This is a genomic window from Maricaulis sp., assembly GCF_015665295.1.
Classification (GTDB): domain Bacteria; phylum Pseudomonadota; class Alphaproteobacteria; order Caulobacterales; family Maricaulaceae; genus Maricaulis.
Genome location: NZ_JADFAJ010000014.1, coordinates 36,256 through 52,521, shown reverse-complemented (window position 1 = coordinate 52,521; position 16,266 = coordinate 36,256). Strand labels below are relative to the sequence as shown.

At 64.7% G+C, this 16,266-nt stretch carries 18 protein-coding genes, 1 other RNA gene and 1 pseudogene; 12 read left to right on the top strand and 8 right to left on the bottom strand.

The features are described from left to right. Positions 1-4: 4 nt before the first annotated feature. Positions 5-178 (bottom strand): DUF4169 family protein, encoded by a 174-nt coding sequence (locus QZZ02_RS07340; RefSeq protein ID WP_291843361.1) that lies wholly within the window; start codon positions 176-178, stop codon positions 5-7. A gap of 95 nt (positions 179-273) precedes the next feature. Between QZZ02_RS07340 and QZZ02_RS07335 the strand changes: the two genes are divergently transcribed. Then, positions 274-1,734, top strand: coding sequence for a hypothetical protein (locus tag QZZ02_RS07335; protein ID WP_291843360.1), 1,461 nt, complete (start codon positions 274-276; stop codon positions 1,732-1,734). 104 nt (positions 1,735-1,838) lie between these two features. Here the strand turns inward: QZZ02_RS07335 and fumC are convergent, their stop codons facing one another. Then, on the bottom strand, positions 1,839-3,233 hold the full coding sequence (gene fumC / locus QZZ02_RS07330; RefSeq protein ID WP_291843359.1) for a class II fumarate hydratase: 1,395 nt from the start codon (positions 3,231-3,233) through the stop codon (positions 1,839-1,841). A gap of 171 nt (positions 3,234-3,404) precedes the next feature. On the opposite strand from fumC, the gene QZZ02_RS07325 reads away from it, so the two are divergent. After that, positions 3,405-3,743 carry a RusA family crossover junction endodeoxyribonuclease gene (locus QZZ02_RS07325; protein ID WP_291843358.1) on the top strand — a complete coding sequence of 113 codons (339 nt, stop codon included), beginning with the start codon at positions 3,405-3,407 and terminating at the stop codon, positions 3,741-3,743. A gap of 8 nt (positions 3,744-3,751) precedes the next feature. On the opposite strand, the gene QZZ02_RS07320 is transcribed toward QZZ02_RS07325, so the two are convergent. Next, positions 3,752-4,153, bottom strand: a complete 402-nt coding sequence (locus QZZ02_RS07320) for a hypothetical protein (RefSeq protein ID WP_291843357.1) — start codon at positions 4,151-4,153, stop codon at positions 3,752-3,754. A 477-nt stretch (positions 4,154-4,630) separates the two neighbouring features. On the opposite strand from QZZ02_RS07320, the pseudogene QZZ02_RS15050 reads away from it, so the two are divergent. Continuing rightward, positions 4,631-4,777, top strand: a pseudogene (locus tag QZZ02_RS15050) (DUF6471 domain-containing protein); the annotation flags it as partial. A gap of 81 nt (positions 4,778-4,858) precedes the next feature. Beyond that, positions 4,859-5,479 carry a hypothetical protein gene (locus QZZ02_RS07315; protein WP_291843356.1) on the top strand — a complete coding sequence of 207 codons (621 nt, stop codon included), beginning with the start codon at positions 4,859-4,861 and terminating at the stop codon, positions 5,477-5,479. Between the two features lie 12 nt (positions 5,480-5,491). Here QZZ02_RS07315 and QZZ02_RS07310 read toward each other — a convergent pair whose 3' ends face one another. The 5 genes from QZZ02_RS07310 to ssrA form a co-directional block, all read right to left on the bottom strand. Further along, the gene (locus tag QZZ02_RS07310) at positions 5,492-6,721 is read right to left on the bottom strand and encodes an MFS transporter (protein ID WP_291843355.1); all 1,230 of its coding nucleotides are present in this window, start codon (positions 6,719-6,721) and stop codon (positions 5,492-5,494) included. Then, positions 6,718-7,215, bottom strand: a complete 498-nt coding sequence (locus QZZ02_RS07305; protein WP_291843354.1) for a PaaI family thioesterase — start codon at positions 7,213-7,215, stop codon at positions 6,718-6,720. Before QZZ02_RS07305 ends, QZZ02_RS07310 begins: the two co-directional genes overlap by 4 nt. Then, positions 7,212-7,706 (bottom strand): ClpXP protease specificity-enhancing factor SspB, encoded by a 495-nt coding sequence (locus tag QZZ02_RS07300; protein WP_291843353.1) that lies wholly within the window; start codon positions 7,704-7,706, stop codon positions 7,212-7,214. Before QZZ02_RS07300 ends, QZZ02_RS07305 begins: the two co-directional genes overlap by 4 nt. Positions 7,707-7,809: 103 nt before the next feature. Beyond that, a complete protein-coding gene (locus QZZ02_RS07295; RefSeq protein ID WP_291843352.1) occupies positions 7,810-8,274 on the bottom strand; it encodes a hypothetical protein in 465 nt (154 codons plus the stop codon). Between the two features lie 207 nt (positions 8,275-8,481). Further along, positions 8,482-8,839, bottom strand: a transfer-messenger RNA (tmRNA) gene (ssrA, locus tag QZZ02_RS07290). Positions 8,840-9,151: 312 nt separating this feature from the next. On the opposite strand from ssrA, the gene QZZ02_RS07285 reads away from it, so the two are divergent. From QZZ02_RS07285 to QZZ02_RS07250, 8 genes are all read left to right on the top strand, one after another. After that, positions 9,152-10,639 carry a PAS domain-containing methyl-accepting chemotaxis protein gene (locus tag QZZ02_RS07285; RefSeq protein WP_291843348.1) on the top strand — a complete coding sequence of 496 codons (1,488 nt, stop codon included), beginning with the start codon at positions 9,152-9,154 and terminating at the stop codon, positions 10,637-10,639. Positions 10,640-10,771: 132 nt separating this feature from the next. After that, on the top strand, positions 10,772-11,356 hold the full coding sequence (locus tag QZZ02_RS07280; RefSeq protein ID WP_291843347.1) for a thymidine kinase: 585 nt from the start codon (positions 10,772-10,774) through the stop codon (positions 11,354-11,356). A 137-nt stretch (positions 11,357-11,493) separates the two neighbouring features. Continuing rightward, the gene (locus QZZ02_RS07275; RefSeq protein ID WP_291843346.1) at positions 11,494-11,868 is read left to right on the top strand and encodes a VOC family protein; all 375 of its coding nucleotides are present in this window, start codon (positions 11,494-11,496) and stop codon (positions 11,866-11,868) included. A gap of 508 nt (positions 11,869-12,376) precedes the next feature. Next, a complete protein-coding gene (locus QZZ02_RS07270; protein ID WP_291843345.1) occupies positions 12,377-13,234 on the top strand; it encodes a thymidylate synthase in 858 nt (285 codons plus the stop codon). 11 nt (positions 13,235-13,245) lie between these two features. Next, positions 13,246-13,584, top strand: a complete 339-nt coding sequence (locus QZZ02_RS07265; RefSeq protein ID WP_291843344.1) for a phosphoribosyl-ATP pyrophosphohydrolase — start codon at positions 13,246-13,248, stop codon at positions 13,582-13,584. A gap of 3 nt (positions 13,585-13,587) precedes the next feature. After that, a complete protein-coding gene (locus QZZ02_RS07260) occupies positions 13,588-14,109 on the top strand; it encodes a dihydrofolate reductase (RefSeq protein WP_291843343.1) in 522 nt (173 codons plus the stop codon). A 124-nt stretch (positions 14,110-14,233) separates the two neighbouring features. Continuing rightward, positions 14,234-15,376 (top strand): FtsH protease activity modulator HflK, encoded by a 1,143-nt coding sequence (gene hflK / locus QZZ02_RS07255; RefSeq protein WP_291843342.1) that lies wholly within the window; start codon positions 14,234-14,236, stop codon positions 15,374-15,376. After that, positions 15,376-16,254, top strand: a complete 879-nt coding sequence (locus QZZ02_RS07250) for a protease modulator HflC (protein ID WP_291843341.1) — start codon at positions 15,376-15,378, stop codon at positions 16,252-16,254. The genes hflK and QZZ02_RS07250 overlap by 1 nt, the downstream gene beginning before the upstream one ends. The last annotated feature ends 12 nt before the right edge of the window (positions 16,255-16,266 follow it).

The following is a 16,266-nucleotide window of genomic DNA, read 5'->3' as shown; positions in this document are numbered from 1 at the left end:
CCGCTCAGTCGCGCTTTTTGCCGTCGAGCTCGGCTTGGCGACGGGCCTGTTCGGCTTCGGCCTGGTCGCGCAGGGACCTGGGCGTGCCGTGCAGGACGCGATTGGCTTCCGCCGCCCTGGCCTTGTCCTGGCGCGCCTTCTGTTTGCGGTACTGACGCAGATTGACGGGTTTGGTCATCCAGGCCTCGCGGAACACTTGCACAGTTCGTCTGCATCCAGATGCAATTCGGAAGCATCCTATCAACGGCTCGTGCGTTCGATAAGGACTATTCCATGCTGGCTCAAACCTTCCGCGTCCTGACGGCGCCCTTCAGACTTGTACCCTGGTATGGCTGGCTCGCGATTGCCGCCGTTCTCGCCTGGTTCGGGCGCAATTTTCTGCTGATCGCCGCAACCATTCTTGCCTTTCACCCGATCCCCGTCCCGCCGATTTTCCAGGGCGAGCCGGAAACCGTGGCCGAGGCGCGCGCCCAGGACATGCGGCATTTCCGGCATGTGCGACGCAATGAGCGCTCGATGGATCCGGACATGCAAGAGCGCTTTGATGCGGCCGTCGCCAGGCTCGAACAGGCGGCGCCCGACCTCACCGACGCCGAGTTCCAATTGGCTCTGGCGCGGGTTCAGGCGGTGATCGACAATGGCCATTCCAACGGGTCCGCCACCCGCATGGTCCAGCCCTTCGACCGATGGCCGATCCGCACCACCTGGATGGATGGTGAATTGCGTGTCCTGCGCGCACTGCCGGAGCAGGCGGATCTGCTGGGTGCCGAGCTGACCCATATCAACGGGCTGCCTGCCGCCGAGGTGCTCTTGCGTTTCCGCGATGCCTTTGGCGGTGTTGATGCCAGTTTTTTCACTTTCGCGCCGCTGCTGCTGGAAACGCCGGATTATCTCGCCGCGATCGGGATCAATACGCCCAGCCTGCGTTTCCGCCTTGACGACGGACGCTTGGAAGAGCGGCAGCTCGGCGCGGTGCCTGCGGTTGCGGGCGCTGCGCGCCATTATTCCGCTGATTTCATCCTGCCAGGCCGGCGCGAGACGGATGACTGGCTCAGTGTCCTGCCGCAGGGCGAGCCGCTCTACCTGCAGCACACCGATCGCGGCTACTGGTTTGAGCCGGTACCGGACCTTGATGCCGTCTATCTCAATCTTGCCCGCAATTATGATGATGACAGCGGCGAGCGGCTGGTCGACTTCATTGTTCGGGCCGGTGAAGAGATGGCTGCCCTCTCACCGTCGGTCCTCATCCTTGACCAGCGCCTCAATGGCGGTGGCGACCTGACCATCACGGCGTCCCTGATGCGCCGGCTCGGAGAGATTGTCGGGCCGCGGGGCCGGATATACCTGCTGACCAGCGGCAGCACTTTCTCGGCCGGGATCGTCAATCTGGCGATGGCCAAGGAAGCGGCGCCGGAGCAGACCCGTCTCGTCGGCGAGCCGATTGGTGACCGATTGCAATTCTGGGCCGAAGGCTGGTGGTTCTCGCTGCCCAATTCAGGCTTTCGGGCGCGTTATTCGACAGGGTTTTATGACCTGCAGAATGGTTGCGAGGGCCTCTTTGTCTGTCCCTGGGGCAGTTTGCACATTTTCCCCGTGATCGTGGACGATCTCGATGTCGACATTGCCGCGCCCCTGACCTGGCAAGCCTATCAGGCCGGACGCGACCCGGCGCTCGAGGCGATCCGCGCGATCGAGGCGTCCGAGCCTCAACCCGGCCCTGAAGCCCGGCCCTGAAGCCCGGCCCTGACATCCGGCCCTGCAACGAGGAGGGCGGCACCCTGGGGTGCCGCCCTTTTCATGTCGCAGACGGGTTCATGCCGGGGCCTTGACCCCGAGCCTCAGGCTTTCGGGCCGATCATTTTCTCCGGACGCACGATCGCGTCGAACTGTTCGCCGGTGACAAAGCCCAGCTTGACCGCTTCCTCGCGCAGCGTGGTGCCGTTCTTGTGGGCGGTCTTGGCGACGATGGTGGCGTTGTCATAGCCGATCGTCGAGTTGAGCGCGGTCACCAGCATGAGCGAGCGCTCCATCAGGGCCCGGATATTGTCCTCGCGCGCCTCGATGCCGACCACGCATTTGTCGGTGAAAGTGTTGGCGGCGTCGGCCAGCAGTCGGATCGATTGCAGCACGTTGAAGATGATCACCGGCTTGAAGACATTGAGCTCGAAATGCCCCTGGCTGCCGGCAAAGCTCACCGTGGTGTTGTTGCCCATGACCTGGGCGCAGACCATGGTCATGGCCTCGCACTGGGTCGGATTGACCTTGCCCGGCATGATCGAGGAGCCGGGCTCGTTTTCCGGCAGGGCCAGCTCGCCCAGGCCCGAGCGCGGGCCGGAGCCCAGAAGGCGGATATCATTGGCGATCTTGAACAGGGAGACGGCGGCCGAGTTGAGCGTGCCATGCGCCTCGACCAGGCCGTCCTTGGTCGCCAGTGCCTCGAACTTGTTCGGCGCGGTGATGAAGTTCAGCTTGGTGAGCGCCGCGACTTCCTCTGCAAATGTTTCGGCGAAGCCGGGCAGGGTGTTGAGACCCGTCCCGACGGCCGTGCCGCCTTGCGCCAGCTCCAGCAGGGCGGGCAGGGCTGCCTCGATGCGACGGATCGCATTGCCGACCATGGCGACATAGCCGGAGAATTCCTGGCCCAGTGTCAGCGGGGTGGCGTCCTGCAGATGGGTCCGGCCGATCTTGATGATGTCCTTGAAGGCATTCGCCTTGTCGTTGAGTGCATTGTGCAGCTTCTGCAAGGCCGGCAGCAGGGCGTGCGTGATCTCTTCGGCCGCCGCGATATGCATGGCCGTCGGGAAGGTGTCGTTCGAGGACTGTGAGCGGTTTACATGGTCATTCGGGTGGATCGGGTCCTTCGAGCCGACCACGCCACCGAGCATCTGGATGGCGCGGTTGGAGACCACTTCATTGGTGTTCATGTTGGACTGGGTGCCCGAGCCGGTTTGCCAGACAGACAAGGGGAAATGGTCATTCCACTTGCCCTCGGCGACCTCGAGCGCGGCAGCGGCGATCGCGTCGGCCTCGCGGGCCTCCATATTGCCCAGCTTCTTGTTGGCCAGGGCGGCGGAGCGCTTGACGATGCCGAGCGCCCGGATCAGCGGCACCGGCATGGTCTCCGTGCCGATCGGGAAGTTGATCAGCGAGCGGGCGGTCTGCGCGCCAAAGAGTTTTTCGGACGGGACTTCAAGCGGGCCAAAGCTGTCGGTTTCGGTGCGCATCTCGCTCATCAGGGGAGGCTCCTTGCAGCGCCATGGGCGCGGGTCGATGATGGTGACGGTTGATTCGAACGTGTATCACTCGCACATGAGCGATCAAGATGATGATGCGCATCGCCGGGGGGCATGGCGCAAATCCGGGTTGGACAGGGCCATGTGCCCGAGAGGAAGGCTCAGGCGATCATGTCTGGCGATGAACTCAATCTGCGGGTGGACGCGGTCACGACGCAGACGCGGCGCTTCAAGTCGCTGATCGGCGAGTTCTTCCGGCTCGAATTCAAGCGCGCGCGCCCGAAATGGGGACCTTATGAAGTCTGCATCGAGATCCAGCGCACCCCTGACAGTTCCACCCATGATGTCGACAATGTCGCCAAGGCCGTTCTCGACGCACTTACCGGTGTCGTCTTTCATGATGACAGCCAGGTCGAACGCCTTCTGGTCACCAAGACGGAGGGCGACCGCCAGCGCATCTCCGTGACTGCGCGGCCCATGCAGGAAGTCCGGGTTCTGGAAGACGTCTGAAAGCCGGTTCAGCTTTCGCTGTCTGCGTCCAGCAACCAGTCCATGGCCTCCTCGCGGGTACGGAAACTCCTGAAGGCCTGGAGGCCGTCCTTGTCGGGCATCAATTCCCATACATCGACGATGGACCGGCTGAGATCATTGGGAACCACCCAGGCGATCCGCTCGCGCCGCGTGCGCCGGCCGCGGGTCTCCTCCAGGTGGGGCAGGATGCGTTCGGCGAGGACCGCCATGTCGATCTCGGCCAGGTCGACATTATAGTCCACCATGACCAGGCGCGGCCGTCCGCCATCCCAATGCGGTGATTCGAGAATGGACCGGTCCAGCGCGATGACGCCGTCGGCGTCGATCCGGTCGCGGATACGAGTCTCGTAATATTGTGCATCCGAGTGGTAGTGGGTCTCAAAGCTCATGACGAACTCCGTCACCAGATGTCCTTGTCCTGGGTCAGAGTGTTGTGTTTTGCAACATGCTTGGCAAGCGGCAGCCTGTGTTCCGGCAAGCCATGCGGGTGTGCGTCCGCACGCTTCCGGGCACAAGTGACTGAGCCCGTGCCTGTCGTCCCGAAAACCAAAGCCATTATCCGGCATGGCGGAGGGGGCGGACAAATTTGGCTGGTTTTTTTGATTGAGCGGCTTTCCCCGGTTTTCCGGGAGCGGCGCAGGGTGAGGGGCAAGTCCTGGTGAATGCAGGAGAAATTCCTCCTTATCCAGCCCTCCGGGCCGCCGTCTCCCGGGCGAGAAGGCGGAGGCGCACAGCGCAGGACAGACGCGGTCTTGTGTTGCCTTGCTTGTGTTGCCTTGTGTATCCAGTGCATCGCGTGTCATGAGGATTCCAGCGCGATGAACGGCGCACCATGATCATTCAGGCCCGCGCCGGTCTCGGCGCCCATGAAGCCGCTACAGGGCGCGACCTGTGCCCGGATGGTTGAGCGTCCCGCGGACGCAGGCGTGGATGAGGCAGCGGTGACTATTCGCACCAGGCACCCACTCGGAAATTTCGGTGCCGCTTTCATGCTCGCATGTCCAGAAGCCATCGACTCCCGTTCGCTTTGCTCGCCCGCCCTTGCCACCGGCACGCAGCTTTGCTTTGCTGCAGGCAACAGGGGGAAATGTGTCATGAAACGTATGAGTTTGGCTGCCGGTCTCGCGGCGGGCGTCGGTCTGGGCGCGATCGCCATGGCACAGGATGCCGTCTACACCTACACCGATGAGCGCGGCAGCTGCTCCGGCCAGCTATTGACGTCCGAGGATGAGCGGGCCAGCTATGTCCAGGCCTGCGACGGGGTGGGCGGCTGGACCTGGTATTCGGTCTCCGGCGAGCATGGCCAGTCCTCGCGATTCAGTGACCGGCAGGACCCCGATGTGGGTGGCCAGTATGGCGGCTATATCGGCAATTTCGGTGAGTATCACACGGTGATCGAGTGGCGGGTCGGACTGGCCGGGGCGCCCTATGCGACCATCCATCGCTATGTTTCGGCAACCTTCGAGACCGGCGATGCGGAACGTCAGGAAACCCTGATCGTGACGACACTGCGGTCCGGCGAAACCCCGACCTCCTGCCATGTCGGCTATGTCGATGCGACTGCCGTGCCGAATGCCAACGCGATCGCCCGCGAGATGGCAGATCGGCTGGCCCCTGATTTCGACTGCGCGCGCGGCGAGATCTGGGTCGTCGACGCGGCCTCTCCCGGCCTCGACGCGGCGCTTGAAAATGGATCAACGCGGCGCGCTTACTGACGTCGGTCCGGCCTAACCGCGTCCGCCGGCCAGCCGGGCTGCTTCCGGGCGGGCCCGCAGCCGCGCCATCGCCCAGATACCGATCGCCGGCCCGATGGCCAGCGGCGTGAAGGCCCATGTCCAGCCGACCCGGTCGATCCAGACGCCGAGCGCCTGCACCATGATCACGGTCAGCGCAAAACCCATGGCGGTTTGCAGGGTCAGGAGGGTGCCGGTGCGCTCGGGCGGGGCGAGCTCGGTGATGGCGGCGGAGAACTGGGCACTGTCGGCGATCACCGCCATGCCCCAGATAATCAGAAGCGGAATCAGGATCCACGGTGTGAGGGTAAAGCCGGGGCCCGCCAGCAAGGCGCACCCGCCGGAGATTGCCAAGGCGATCATGGTGATCCGGGTGCGGCCGAGCCGGTCGGCAAGGCGGCCGGCCGCGAGGCAGGCAATGGCGCCGCTGGCGACCACTGCGAAGGCGGTCAGATCGCCCAGGCGGGCGCTGCCGCCGCGGCTCAGCCAATAGGCGTGGGAGAAGGGCCCGATCCAGGCCCACATGGCATAGAGTTCCCACATATGGCCGAGATAACCCAGATTGGTCAGGCGCAGGGCCGGATCGCGCACGGCGAGCAGCGCTGCGGCCGGGTCGAAGGGAGCCGCCGGTCGCAGGCCGGGGCCGCCGCGGGCAAACAGGATGAGACCGGCGGCGATGAGCGCCGCCAGCGCCGAGGCGGCAAAGGGCAGGCGCCAGTCAGGCACGGTGTCGGCCAGATTGAAGGCAAAGGGCAGGGCCGAGCCCAGGGTCAGGGCGCCGACCAGCAGGCCGACCAGCAGGCCGGCATCGCCGCGCGCCCAGCTGGCCGCCAGCTTCATCCCGACCGGATAGACCAGTGCCAGTGCGGCTCCGGCAACGGCCCGGCTGGCGATCATCGCCAGGCTGCCGGGCTCCAGCGCCAGGGCGACCAGATTGGCAAGGGCGGCCGTGATGGCTCCGGCGGCGAACAGGCGCTGCGGGGTGATCCGGTCGGCCAGGCCAAGCACGGCACTGGCGACGGCGCCGATCACAAAGCCGAGCTGCACGCTGCTGGTCAGGCCGGCCTGTTTGAGGGGGCCGATCTCGCTGGCGGCGACCAGGGCGGGCAGGGCTGCCGCACCGGCAAACCAGACGGACAGGGCGAGTACCTGGGCGGCGGCAATGAGGCAAAGCGCGGCGACCTTGCCGGCCAGCGGGGCGGGCAGGGGCGGGGTCGCCGTCACGGTTTGGCGGCAGGCTTTACCCGGCGGACCTGGCAGGTCGCGCTCGCCTTGGCGGCGATCTCGCCGGCGGCGGTCCAGACGGTGCCCTCCATGAAGGCAATCCGGCCACCAATCCGCACCGCCTGACCGCGGGCCCGGCAGGGCTCGATCGGCAGGGGGTGGTAATAGCTGGTCTTGATTTCCAGCGTCGGCACCCCGCAGGTGAAGCGCTCGGCGACAAGGACGGAGAGCGACATCACCTCGTCCAGCATGGCCGTGATGATACCGCCCTGGACGCTGCCGCGCAGATTGGCGAGTTGCGCGGTTGGCCTGAAACCGGCCTCGATCCAGCGCGCCTCAACCGAAAAATCGACGAGCTCGAAGCCCAGGAGCGTCGAGACATTGGTGCGCGAACCGCGCAGAGAAAGCCGCTCGCGTATCTGGATATCGCCGAGCGGGTCCGGCGGCGGACCACCGGCCAGATCGGGCGCGACCAGATGCGACCGGTCGGTCACTTCTTGCGGAAACTGTCGAGGCTGACGACCTGGGCGCCATCTCCGGCATCGCCGGACGGGTTGCCGGCGGAGCCGCCCTTGCCCTTTTTCGGCTTGGGATCATCGCCCGGAAAACCGGTCTCGTCCTCTGTGCCTTCATGCTCGAACTGCAGGTGAAAGCCGACGCTGGGGTCGTGGAAGCGCGAGATCGCGGAATAGGGCATTTTCAGGTATTTCGGCACGCCGGAGAATTTCAGCGTCACCTCGAACCCGGTCTCGGTGACATTGAGGTCCCAGAACTGGTGCTCGAGCACGATCGTCATTTCTTCCGGGTATTTTTCCAGCAGGGTCGGGTCGATATCGACGCCCGGCGCGGTGGTCCGGAAGGTGATATAGAAATGGTGCGGACCGGGCAGGCCTTCAGGCGCCGCGGCCTTGAGCAGCGCCTGGCGCACGACGCCCCGCAGCGCATCCTGCGCCATCAGGTCATAACGCATCAGATCCTTGGCCATCACCTACTCCCCCGGTATCCCCCGTGAAAGGTACTCCAAGCCGCATCGACGTCAACGAGGAAGGGCGGCGCCAATACACATGGCGACACCGTTCCCGGGGGCGTTAGCCGTACTGTATGGGCGGGCAGTCGGAGGAGAGCGCGCGATCGCAGTCCGGTCCGCAAGGGCTGGCGGAGCTTCCGCAATGCGGCGGGTGCAGGGCGAGCCAGAAGCGCGCCGCCTCGCTGTTGTCAAAACAGCAGGTCAGAAAGCCCGCCTCGGCGAGGCGCGTGCGGAAGACGGCAGCGCCGGGCGTGTCGGCCAGATCGCCGGGGCGCACGATGGCGACAGCCGAGCGTGCGGGGATAAACTGGATAAAGAATTCCGCGATATTCTCGGCCCGGCCCTGGTTGGAGAAGGTCACACGACCGGCAAACTCCAGAAGATAGTTCAGGGGACTGCCCGAGAGGTTGCGTTCGGACAGGCCTTCGACGCCTGTCAGGAGGTCGGCCCAGTCCGCATCACTGTCGAAACGCAGCTGCAGGACGCTGTCTTCCAGACGGTCAATATGCGGGCGGGATTGCCCCATTGCGCGAACTCACGGGCCGGAGGGATGACAGGCTTGGTATCTGGTTTTTTTACCGTACTGTCCATCGCACGCGGGCGCGCGATCCCCGTGTCATGGTTTATGCGCCTGCGCGTTCATTCTTCCTTAGGACCCGAATCAGGCGCGGTGCGGCAACGGGCCGGGTGACCCGAGGCGGGTCCGGGCGCAGGCGCGCGGCGAGGGGGAATGAGTGGAGGCTTCTGTTGCCAGGCGCCTCCGGGCCCCGCCTATACCGGCTAAAGGGTATAGGAGTTTAGTGCGAGATTACCCGCGCTGACTACGCAGCGAGAGCGACCTCTTCAGCAAAGTTGTCGTTGGCAACTCTGAAAATGAGCCTGTAAGGGGCCTCACCCCGGCGAAAGCCATCTTCTTTACCCGTCCGTCGATCCTGTTTCGGCCCCAGGCATGTCCGCCAACGCGGAACAGTTATGGTGGAGCCGCCGGGTACTGCCCCCGGGTCCGGTCCGGTTATTACAAGCGCGTTTATCGCCATAGTCGGCAAGCCGACATCCTCAATATAGGCGATATGGCGCCGACATTGAAGGGGGCGGCCCAGCGCGTCCGCACGGCGCTCTTCCACCCGGAACCGGAGGGGCGGGCAGCAAGGTCGGAGCGAGCGGGTCCCGGAACAGGGCGAGATTACCGGAGGTTGTTTTCGATGCGCCTGTTGTGAAGCCGAAAGCGCTCTCCACCTTGCCAGCAATGCCTGATCAAGGGCGGCCGATCATATCTTATGAGGCGGCGCGATTTGCGCGGTGTCTTCACATTTCGTTTCCAGACACGCGCCTAGGTTATGGTTAACCGGCGCTGCTTGGGGGCAAGGGGCAAGCTGTTCGGCAACCCAGCGAGGCTGACGACCATGAATATCTTCAACTCCCGGGACACGTCCGTACTGGACGCGATCCAAAAATCCTATGCCATGATCAGTTTCAAACCTGACGGCACCATTCTCGAGGTGAACGACAATTTCTGTCAGGTGATGGGCTATGCGCCGGCTGAGGTGGTTGGCAAGAAGCACCGGATGTTCCTCGCCGGGGGTGAGGCGGACGGCGCGGATTACCGGAAATTCTGGGATGATTTGCGCGCCGGCATCTTCCATACTGAAGAATTCAGCCGCATCCGCAAGGGCGGCGAAACCGTCTGGATCCAGGCGACCTACAACCCGGTGAAGGACGGGGCGGGCAAGGTCGTTCGCATCGTCAAGCTGGCCTCCGATATCACCGAACGCCGGGTGCGCCGCTTCAGATATCAGAGCACGATGGACGCGATCGAGCGCTCCCAGGCCCTGATCCGCTTTGATATGCAGGGCAACATACTGGCTGCCAATGATGTGTTTGGTGAAGCCATGGGCTATTCGGCAAAAGAAGTCGAAGGCAAGCACCACTCGATGTTCTGCGATCCGGAGATGGTCCGGACACAGGCCTACACGGACTTCTGGGACCAGCTCCGGGCCGGCAAGTTCCAGGCGGGCGAATTCAAGCGTTTCCGCAAGGGTGGCGCGGAGATCTGGCTCCAGGCGACCTATAATCCGGTGTTCGACTTCGACGGCAATCCGACCAGCGTGGTCAAGCTGGCGATTGATGTGACGGCATCGGTCAGGGCGCGTCTGCGCCGCAATGAAGTGCGCGAGCAGGTCGGGCGCGGGCTGGAATCGGTCAGTCGCAATATTGCCGATGCCGGCCACAAGACCGATCAGGCTTCCAACGCGTCCGGCAAGGCCGCCAGCATGGTTCAGAGCGTTGCTGCCGCCGCCGAGGAATTGTCGGCCTCCTTCCAGGAGGTCGGCCAGCAGGTCTCCGGTGCGCTCAATGTCGCCAAGGATGCGGTGTCCGAGACCAAGCAGACCGCCACTGTCATGGACACGCTGTCCACGGCAGCCCAGTCGATCGGCCAGGTCGTCGAACTGATCAACTCGATCGCCGAACAGACCAATCTTCTGGCCCTCAATGCCACCATCGAGGCGGCGCGGGCCGGCGAGGCGGGCAAGGGGTTCGCGGTCGTGGCCTCAGAGGTCAAGAATCTCGCCGGCCAGACCGCCAGCGCCATCGTCAGCATCACCGAACAGATTACGGCCGTGCAGGACAATACCGCCGGAGCGGTCGAGGCCATCACGCGGATTGGCGGCGTGATCGGCCAGATCGAGGAGATCGCCTCGGGCATTTCCGCTGCGGTCGAGGAGCAGGTCGCGGTGACCCGCGATATCAGCCGCAATATGGGCGAGGCGGCCTCGGATGTGTCACAGGTCTCCGAGGCGATGTCCGATATCGCCCGTGGCAATGAGGCGCTGCAGGCTTCGGCGGACGAGATTTCGCTGGCGGCCCAATCGCTGAATGAGCAGGCGGCCTGAGCAAGCGTCGGCGATAGCGGGGAAAACCGGTGCGATCCGGCCCGCTTCGCTGGCACACGAGGCAGCAGGCTCGGCGGCGCGCCCCCTGAGCGACCGGATTTCCCCGCCCCGGAATCGCGCTAGCAAGGTGTCATGTCCAAGCTCTACTTCCATTATTCGGCCATGAATGCGGGCAAGTCGGCCATCCTCCTGCAGGCGGCCCACAATTACCGCGAACGCGGCATGCAGGTCATGTTGTGGACCTCGGTCCACCATGCGGCCGACCCGGCTGACGAGCGCGGCGAGATCGAGTCCCGCATCGGCCTGCGTGCGCCGGCGCATATCTATCGACCCGAGACCGGCATGTTTGCCGCCATCGCGGCGCGCCAGGCGGCCGGACCGCTGGGCGCCGTCTTTCTTGACGAGGCGCAATTTCTCACCGCCGCCCAGGTCCGCGAGCTTGCCCGCGCCGTCGATGTGCTCGGCCTGCCGGTCCTGTGTTACGGGCTGCGCACCGATTTTCGCGGTGACCTCTTCGCCGGCTCGGCCGAACTCCTGGCCCTGGCCGACCATCTGCGCGAGATCCGCACCGTCTGCCATTGCGGCCGCAAGGCGACGATGAATCTGCGGCGCCAGCCCGACGGGCGCGCCATCGCCGAAGGCGCACAGGTCGCCGTGGAAAAATCCGACTATTTCTCGCTCTGTCGCATGCATTTCTTCGAGGCGCTGGCGGGGTAGGGGCTTGTTAGCGCCACCCCGGGCCGTCACAAAAGCTTGATCCCGCCGACCCCGATTTCTCCCTTGCCAGCCGGTCCGGCTTTGCTAAAATCGCGCCGGAACAAAATATGAACATGCGACCGGTTTTGGAGGATGATATGATCGGCTATGTGACACTCGGGACGAATGACATCGAGAAGGCGGCTGCCTTCTACGACAAGCTGTGCGCCGAATTCGGCGTCGGCCGGATGATGGGCGACGAGAATTTCATCGCCTGGGGCAAGCCCGGCGGCGGCGCCGGTATCGGCCTGACCAAACCCTTCAATGGCGAGCCGGCCACTGTCGGCAATGGCGTCATGGCCGCCTTCCAGGCCGACAGCAAGGAACAGGTCGACAAGGTCTACAAGCTGGCCGTCGAAGAGCTCGGCGCGACCTGCGAAGGCCCCGCCGGCCCGCGCGGCGACACTTTCTACGCCGGCTATTTCCGCGACCCGGACGGCAACAAGCTGAACGTATTCTATATGGGCGGTTAGGTCGCACGCTGATCGACGCGGCGCTTCGGCGCCGTGTCGATGGGGGGCGGGCGAGGCGAGAGGCCGGCGGTAGCGGCCGCAGGCGCACCCCTACCCATACATCCCTTGCCAGCATACGTCTGGCTAGCTGAGAATGGGGTATGGATGAGCCCGCGCTCGCGCGCCGGCAACTAAGGCCCCTCACGTCGGCCTTTCCTCCCCGCATCGTGGGGAGGCGTCGCGCCTGGCAGGGCGAGACGGAGGGGCGGCCGCAGGCGGTCTGGCACGCTCCCCCTCACTGCGTGTCCCCGCTTAATACGTGTCCCCGTTTAATCCCGGCCCCCTTCGGCCCGTCGCTTCGCGCCGGTCCACTTCCCCCGCAAACGGGGGCAGAAAGGCGGTCGGATCCATTTTGCCGCAACCCCGCCAATCACTTGCCGCCGCTATCCCCGGCTGATCTGGCCTCGCTGGTTCAATCGTTCCGGCTTCCCTGTCATGCTGCGAACCGCAGAATCACCGGGAGAGCGACATGGCGGTTATCGACAGCGAGAGCTTTGCGGCGGCGCGGGCCGGGACGGCGGGTTCGGACGTCGAGCGCGCCTATCTCGACCTCCTGCGCGATATCCTGGAAAGCGGCACCGAGCAGGCCGACCGGACCGGGGTCGGGACGGTCTCGGTGTTCGGGCGCCAGCTGCGCTGTGACCTCTCCAAGGGCTTTCCGCTCCTGACCACCAAGAAGGTCCATTTCAAGTCGATCGCCATCGAGCTTTTGTGGTTCCTGCGCGGCGAGACCAATGTGCGCTGGCTGCAGGAGCGCGGCGTCAGGATCTGGGATGAGTGGGCGGACGAGAATGGTGATCTCGGCCCGGTCTATGGCAAGCAATGGCGCCGCTGGGAGGGGCCGGACGGCACCGAGATCGACCAGCTGGCCAATATCCTCGAGCAGATCAGGAACAATCCCGCCTCGCGGCGGCTGATCGTGTCGGGCTGGAACCCGGCCGATGTGCCCAACATGGCGCTGCCGCCCTGCCACACGCTCTACCAGTTCAATGTCGCGGGCGGGAAGCTGAGCTGCCAGCTCTATCAGCGTTCGGCCGACATGTTCCTCGGCGTGCCCTTCAACATCGCCTCCTATGCGCTGTTGACGGCGATGGTGGCGCAGGTGTGCGGGCTCGAGCCGGGCGAATACATCCACACTTTCGGTGACGCCCACATCTATTCCAACCATATGGACCAGGTCCGCGAACAGCTCTCGCGTGAGCCGCGCGCCCTGCCGCAGCTCAGGCTCAACCCGGAGGCGACAGACCTGTTTGCGTTCGAGTATGAGGACATCGCGCTGGAAGGGTATGACCCGCATCCGCGGATTGCCGCCCCGGTCGCTGTCTAGGGGCGGGCGCGATGTCCGGACCGCTCGACGCGCTGGCCGACAGGATCGTCCGGGTCTCCGATATCTATGCCGCGCATTTCGGGATTGATCGTTCCGGCGACTGGCCGCTGCTGAAACTCCAGGAGGAGATCGGCGAGCTGACCCAGGCCTATCTCACCACCACTGGCCGCACCCGCCGTCCCGCCGACGCGGCGGCGCGCAAGCAGCTGGCACTGGAAATGGCCGATGCGCTGGGCATGCTGTTGATCATGGCCAAGGCCGAGGGCATCGATATGGACCAGGCCATGCAGGATAAATGGCTGCACTGGCTGGATCGCGACAGTGCGGTGCTGGAACCGGGGGAGGGCTGAGCCATGGTCACCATCATTCCCAGGATCGCCTTCGTCGTCGCGCGTGGGGCCAACGGCGTCATCGGTGCGGACGGGGATTTGCCCTGGCGCCTGTCGTCCGACCTCCGGCGCTTCAAGGCGATCACCACCGGCAAGCCGATCATCATGGGGCGCAAGACCTGGGAGAGCCTGCCGCGGCGGCCGCTGCCCGGGCGGCTCAATATCGTGATCACGCGCCAGGCCGGCTATCAGGCCGAGGGCGCCTGCGTGGTGCCCGATCCGGGCGAGGCCATGAATGCGGCCTTCGACCAGGCCCGGCAGGATCGTGTCACCGAGGTGTGTGTGATCGGCGGGGCGCAGATCTATGCTGCGATGATGAACCTGGTCGAACGGCTCTATCTCACCGAGGTGGACGCTGCGCCCGAGGGCGATGCCCGCCTGCCCGAGATTGTCGAGGCCGAGTGGCGCGAAGTGGCGCGTGAGGCCCATCCGGCCGGCGAGCGGGATGATCACGCCTTCATCCTGCGCACGCTCGAGCGCGCCTGACACAGGTCGCCTGCGGGGCAAAGGGGGGATGCGCTGCTGCGCGGTCCCGCCCGATTACCCTTGAACCGCAGCGCGCATGCGTTCATTTAAGGCACAACGGAAATTGAGAGGATCGATCCAGCACATGCCGTGGAACGACAATCAGGGTGGAGGCGGCGGTGGCCCGTGGGGCTCCGGCGGAAACAATAATAACGGCCAGAATCCGTGGGGACAGCGTCCCCCGGGTGGCGGCGGACCGGACGGTCCCGATCTCGACGAGGTCGTCCGCGACATGCAGCGCAAGATTCGCGGCATGTTCGGCGGTGGCGGCTCCGGCAAGGATGGCGAAACCGGCGGCAGCGGCGGGGCAGGGGCGTTCGGCTTCGGCCTCATCCTGCTGATCCTGGTCGGCATATGGTTCATCATGCCGGGCTCCGGCTGGTACCAGGTCGGCCCGAGCCAGGAAGGCGTGGTTCTGCGCTTTGGCGAGTTCGCCCGCACGACCGGATCCGGTTTCCACTTCAAACTGCCCTCGCCGGTCGAAACGGTGATCATCGAGGATGTCACCGCGACCCGGACGGTCACGATCGGCCAGGGTTCGGAAGGTCAGATGCTGACCCGCGACCAGAACATCGTCGACATCGATTTCTCGGTGCAGTGGCGTGTGGTTGATGTTCGGGCCTTCCTGTTCAATGTCCGTGATCCGCAAAAGACGGTTCAGGATGTTGCCCAGAGCGCGATGCGCGAAGTGATCGGCACCTCGGACCGCGAATTCATCTTCACGGTCGGTCGTGGCGAGGTCTCGCAGCGGACCCGCGACCTGCTCCAGTCGGTGCTGAACGAATACAATGCCGGCATCCAGATCCTGCAGGTCAACCTGCAGACCGCGCAGGCGCCCGCCAGCGTTATCGATGCCTTCCGCGACGTGGATGCGGCCGAGCAGGATGCCGAGCAGGTCCGCCTGCAGGCAACCGCCTTTGCCAACTCGACCATCCCGCAGGCGCGCGGTGAAGCGGCCCAGCTGACCCAGGCGGCGCAAGGCTATCGCGACTCCGTGATTGCCGAAGCCCAGGGCCAGGCCGACCGATTCGTGGCCATTTACGAGCAATACTCGCTGGCTCCGGAAGTGACCCGTCGCCGGATGTATCTGGAAACGATGGAACGCGTGCTTGGCCGGTCCAACCTGACCATCCTGGATGCTGATGCCGGCGCCGTGCCTTACCTGCCGCTCAATCAGCTCGACGCCCCGCGCACCCAGACGCGCAACCAGTCGGGAGGGAACAACTGATGATCCGCACCCTTGGAATCATTATTCTGGTCGTCGGCGTCTTCGTCGGCCTGCAGAGTGTCTACACCGTCAACGAGCGCGAACAGGCCCTGCTGATCCGCCTCGGCGAGCCGGTCGGTGCCGTCAACCAGCCCGGTCAGGAAGATCCCGGCCTGCACTTCAAGCTGCCCTTCGTCATGGATGTGATCATCTTCGACAAGCGCAACCTGGAATTCGACATGCAGCCGGAGGAAATCCAGGCCGCCGACCAGGTCCGCCTGGTGGTTGATGCCTTCCTGCGCTACAGGATCACCAATCCGCTGCGCTTCTACCAGACCGTGACCAACGAAGCCGGTGCCGAGGCCCGCCTGCGTTCGATCATGGATGACAGCCTGCGCGGCGTGATCGCCTCGATCCCGGCCAATGATGTCATCTCCGGCCAGCGCGCCGAGCTGATGGTGCGGGTCCGGACCCGTGTTGAAGCCCAGGTGGCGACCCAGGATCTGGGCATTGAAGTGATCGATGTCCGCATCCTGCGCGCTGACCTGCCGCAGCAGATCGCCAACCGCGTGTTCGACCGGATGCGTTCCGAGCGTCAGCAGGAAGCGGCCCGTATCCGGGCTGAAGGTGAACAGCTGGCAACGGAAATCCGGGCCGATGCGACCCGTCAGGCGACCATCATCCGGGCCGAGGCGCGCGCCGAGGCCGAACGGATCCGTGGCGCCGGCGATGCCCGTCGGAACGAGATTTACGCCCTGGCGTATAATCGCGACCCGGAATTCTTCACTTTCTATCGGTCCATGCTGGCCTATGAAGAGACGATCATCGACGGCACGCCGATCGTGATCCCGCCGGATTCGGAATTCTTCCGCTATTTCCGGACCCAGGCCGGCGAATAGCGCCGACCCGCC

Coding starts and splice junctions, on each gene's coding strand:
- QZZ02_RS07300 (WP_291843353.1), bottom strand. CDS start 7,706: ATGGCCAAGGATCTGATGCGTTATGACCTGATGGCGCAGGATGCGCTG.
- QZZ02_RS07295 (WP_291843352.1), bottom strand. CDS start 8,274: ATGGGGCAATCCCGCCCGCATATTGACCGTCTGGAAGACAGCGTCCTG.
- QZZ02_RS07315 (WP_291843356.1), top strand. CDS start 4,859: ATGAAACGTATGAGTTTGGCTGCCGGTCTCGCGGCGGGCGTCGGTCTG.
- QZZ02_RS07335 (WP_291843360.1), top strand. CDS start 274: ATGCTGGCTCAAACCTTCCGCGTCCTGACGGCGCCCTTCAGACTTGTA.
- QZZ02_RS07325 (WP_291843358.1), top strand. CDS start 3,405: ATGTCTGGCGATGAACTCAATCTGCGGGTGGACGCGGTCACGACGCAG.
- QZZ02_RS07265 (WP_291843344.1), top strand. CDS start 13,246: ATGTCCGGACCGCTCGACGCGCTGGCCGACAGGATCGTCCGGGTCTCC.
- QZZ02_RS07260 (WP_291843343.1), top strand. CDS start 13,588: ATGGTCACCATCATTCCCAGGATCGCCTTCGTCGTCGCGCGTGGGGCC.
- fumC (WP_291843359.1), bottom strand. CDS start 3,233: ATGAGCGAGATGCGCACCGAAACCGACAGCTTTGGCCCGCTTGAAGTC.
- QZZ02_RS07270 (WP_291843345.1), top strand. CDS start 12,377: ATGGCGGTTATCGACAGCGAGAGCTTTGCGGCGGCGCGGGCCGGGACG.
- hflK (WP_291843342.1), top strand. CDS start 14,234: ATGCCGTGGAACGACAATCAGGGTGGAGGCGGCGGTGGCCCGTGGGGC.
- QZZ02_RS07280 (WP_291843347.1), top strand. CDS start 10,772: ATGTCCAAGCTCTACTTCCATTATTCGGCCATGAATGCGGGCAAGTCG.
- QZZ02_RS07275 (WP_291843346.1), top strand. CDS start 11,494: ATGATCGGCTATGTGACACTCGGGACGAATGACATCGAGAAGGCGGCT.
- QZZ02_RS07285 (WP_291843348.1), top strand. CDS start 9,152: ATGAATATCTTCAACTCCCGGGACACGTCCGTACTGGACGCGATCCAA.
- QZZ02_RS07340 (WP_291843361.1), bottom strand. CDS start 178: ATGACCAAACCCGTCAATCTGCGTCAGTACCGCAAACAGAAGGCGCGC.
- QZZ02_RS07250 (WP_291843341.1), top strand. CDS start 15,376: ATGATCCGCACCCTTGGAATCATTATTCTGGTCGTCGGCGTCTTCGTC.
- QZZ02_RS07320 (WP_291843357.1), bottom strand. CDS start 4,153: ATGAGCTTTGAGACCCACTACCACTCGGATGCACAATATTACGAGACT.